The sequence below is a fragment of the Microcystis sp. M53603_WE2 genome (genome assembly GCF_030065435.1).
In genome coordinates this window covers 1-3,505 of sequence record NZ_JASJFF010000692.1, presented here as the reverse complement: position 1 = coordinate 3,505, position 3,505 = coordinate 1, and the positions used below count along the sequence as shown (strand labels likewise).

The window sequence follows — 3,505 nt, the reverse complement described above, 5'->3', positions numbered from 1 at the left end:
CCGCTTCGCGAGCCTCTTCGGAGGTAAATTCGTGGGCTGTACCTTTTTGATGAGCAGCTTTACCACCTTTACTAGCGATTTCCCGTTGTTTAGCTTGATCCATAGAGGCAAAACCGCGTTTACTCTTACCTGTCATAATATACCTCCTGTGTGAATGCTGATTTTAAACGTTCTTAAAGATTTATGCGAGATTTTTAAAAGATCAAAATCATGGTCTTGTCGGTGGGCAAAACATTGAGATTGCCCCGCTTTCCTCCTCTAAGAACTATGGATTCCTACCTAGTATCATAACTCATTAGCTTGACTTCTAGGCAACTAATTACAGCGATAAAAGAGCGTATTTTATGTTAAAAAATATTAAGCGAATCGAGCATTTATCAGTCTAAAGATATAGAAGTTATCTTAATGGTGAGGTACAAAGTTTGCCTTTGCAGGAGTCGGTCTTCAGTTATCAGTTATCAGTTATCAGTTATCAGTTATCAGTTATCAGCTTTTTTCTCCCTGCTCCCTTCTCCCCACTTCCCCACTTCCCCACTTCCCACTGAAAAGGCTGCCATGCACTCTTAATTGGATGTGCGGGCAGCCTAAAGCCTAGTTTTTGGGGATTTAATCGGGAAAAATCAGGGTAAGAGTTGGGTTTTTTCGATCAACCATTTATCTCCTTGCCGTACCAAATCATAGCGCAGGTTCAAGGACTCATTATAGGAACGATTGACAATTTCCTTGCCATTATCGAAATACATGGCCTTTTCGTTGACTGTCGCTTCCACCGTGGCTAAATTAGGATTTTTCGCATTATTAGTGACCGATCGCACATCCACTTGATGATCGTAGCGCCAATAGTTATTTCCCTGTAAAGCCGCCGCCCGTTTTTGCCAAATTTCCAAAGCTGAACCCGTTAAAACCTCTTTCAATTGCTCTTTTTGGTGTTCACTGCCAAAAGCAGCCGATTTTGCTGCTAACCAAGCTTGAATCGTCTCCTTGGCCGTTTCCTTATCTAAGGGATTCCCTTCCATAACCTCCGCGTTAGCCGAAGGAATTTCTAGTATGGGAGTATTTAAAGAAATCGGTAACTGTTCCCCTTGCAAGGCTGCCAAAGGAGATTGACTATCGACAATTGCCTTTACCCCCAGGGACAAAACTGCGAGCGTTCCCACTAATCCTACCCCCAATATTGCCACTCGATCGAGTCGTAGTTTTCTGCGGGCCGGTCGTCTCCGTTTCGGTGGGACTAGGGCAGTTTTTACCGTTTCTGGGGCTGCCGGCCCGGAGTTACCCGCTGCTGGGGTACGCGAGCGACGGGGACGACGACGGAGGGGATTAAGTGCCGGTTGACGATAGGCTGCTGTCACCACCACACTGCCCTGAGTATAGGGGGTGAAAGTTTCCTCCTGAGCAGTGGCTCTCAGGGCAGGTACAGCAGAGCTTGTCCGCTCACCGTTAGCTCTAGCTAAAGACGGTTTTTGGGGACGAGAGTGGGAAGAATAAGCAGATTCCCTCATCGGTGTCGCTCCTGGCACTGGGTTTAAATGGGTGGGGGGGGTGTGGGTTTTGAGAACAGTTACTTCCGATTCTAAAGGTTCGCCAACCTTTTCTTGAACCGACACGGGAACTTTTTCGTCAGGAAAACCTGACAATTCTTCTAAATAATTTTGTACCTCTTCCTCGGCAAAATACTCTTTTAGTGAGGCTTTCCGCTCAACCAAATCACTAAAATGGCAGAAAACTTCTGTTTGTAACCAACGCTCACCGTAACGACATAACCCAGGTAAGAGATCGGGAGATTGCCCGGATTGTTCCTTAATATAATTTAATATTTCTTGCTCTTGACTTTTTTCTAAAATTGTGATTGCTTGTTCGGTTTGACCGAGCAGTAGGGCGCAGATCGATCGCTCGAGGGAGACATCCTGATGTTTTTGTAATTGCTGCAAGCGAGCGCTGGCCGCAACGATAGCGGCGGGTTGTTTTTGGGCGAAACCGCGGGCAATCAAGGCATAAACCAACAGATAATTACCCACCGACGAGGGGCGTTGTGCCTCTTTTGCCCAGATTTTTTCCTGTTCGGCCTGAGTTAAATAAACCCGTAACTGTTGAATAAAGCGTAAAAAATTATCCACCCCCAACCCAGAGCGATCGTCGCCCTGGCCATCGATGCCGCCGCGAGCTTCTAACATCTCTTCCAAGAGATTCAAGCCGCGCTGACGGGCAAGACTAGGTTTTTTTTCCTGGGATAACAATTCCAGAATCCGGTAGGGACGCAGGCGATCGCAATCATGGCGAATCTCGCTGGCCACTTGCGGGAACATTTCTTCTTGTTCCAACCAAGTCAGGGCTTTGGCCGCGGTGCTGGCCGCCTGTTCATAATTTTTATCCTGCCAATATTCCCGACTTAATTCCCCGTAGGCCAAAGCCAAGGTTAAGATCATGTCTGGGCGAGTAGTTGGCTCTAAATCTAGATAAGTTTCGGCCAAACGAATCACTAACTCGTATTCTCCCAACTCTTGCAGGATGAGCAAAGCTCCCACCAGATCGGCGGGGGCAATGGTAATCTGGGGAGTGGGATATTCTGGAGAAGCGGCGGCTACCTCCCCACCCTGAGAATCTAGGTTTTCGGCACTGCTTTCTGGGTTGAGAAGCAGGGGATTGGGGTCAAAAAATTGAGCATCATAATCACGACGGCGATCCGCAGCACTTAACACTTGGTAAGCTTCATCTAACAAGTGCTGACGGGCAATGATCGCTGTTTGACTGTATTCTTGACGTGGCAATTGCCGTCCCCGGTCGGCGTGGGCCAAATCAATCTGCTCGGCACTCACCTGAAAGGGGATTCCCAATATCCTGTAGTAGTCGAGAGGAATTCGCACGGTTAGCTGTACCTCAACTCTGGAGAGTCCTTAGTAATCTACTCCCGTTAAAGCGTCAGCTTAACGGGAGCTTTCTGTAACCCTAAACTTATCGGGCAAGCCAATAAATTCGGCTCTCTGGGCTGGATTACACTCAGCCCCAAAAGTCTAATCATCTTGCTACCGTTCGCGTCTGCGTCACCAATCCAACCACAAGTCTTATTGCTACACTTAAACGATTTTCCGCTTCTAATTCCGATATGTAGGCAACAATGACAGGTTTGAGAGGTATATCGTGGATTAACCGCGATAACCTCAACTCCTTCTTTAATGCCTTTGTATTCGAGAAATTGTCGAAGTTGATAGAAAGCCCAAGAGTTAGACCGTCTTCTCTCGGTCTTATTTCGTGGTTGTTGGTTGGTTCTCTCTCGAATACCGGTTAGGTCTTCAATAGCGATAATCGAGTTAGTTAATTTTGCCTCGGCAACGATAGCTTTACTGATTACTTGACACTCTCCGCCCTAAAAGTGCGGAGATTCTTGGGCTGAATCTTGCCGCTACTAGCAAAGCTAATTTTGGTCTTACAGTTTCATGTCTAGTCCGACTACACCTACAAGGTAAGCACTCTTAAAGACTACTCCCCAAGCGTAAATTTCTGTGTG

2 protein-coding genes and 1 pseudogene are annotated in these 3,505 nt (G+C 47.0%); all 3 read right to left on the bottom strand.

The window, feature by feature from the left end; translation table 11 throughout:
• Window positions 1-136: KGG domain-containing protein (locus tag PX481_RS14940; RefSeq protein ID WP_288094865.1), on the bottom strand; the 136-nt coding region annotated here is incomplete at its 3' end.
• A 484-nt stretch (window positions 137-620) separates the two neighbouring features.
• Window positions 621-2,864, bottom strand: coding sequence for an IMS domain-containing protein (locus tag PX481_RS14935; RefSeq protein ID WP_288094863.1), 2,244 nt, complete (start codon window positions 2,862-2,864; stop codon window positions 621-623).
• A gap of 47 nt (window positions 2,865-2,911) precedes the next feature.
• Window positions 2,912-3,349 (bottom strand): annotated as a pseudogene (locus PX481_RS14930) (RNA-guided endonuclease TnpB family protein); the annotation flags it as partial.
• Between the last annotated feature and the right edge of the window lie 156 nt (window positions 3,350-3,505).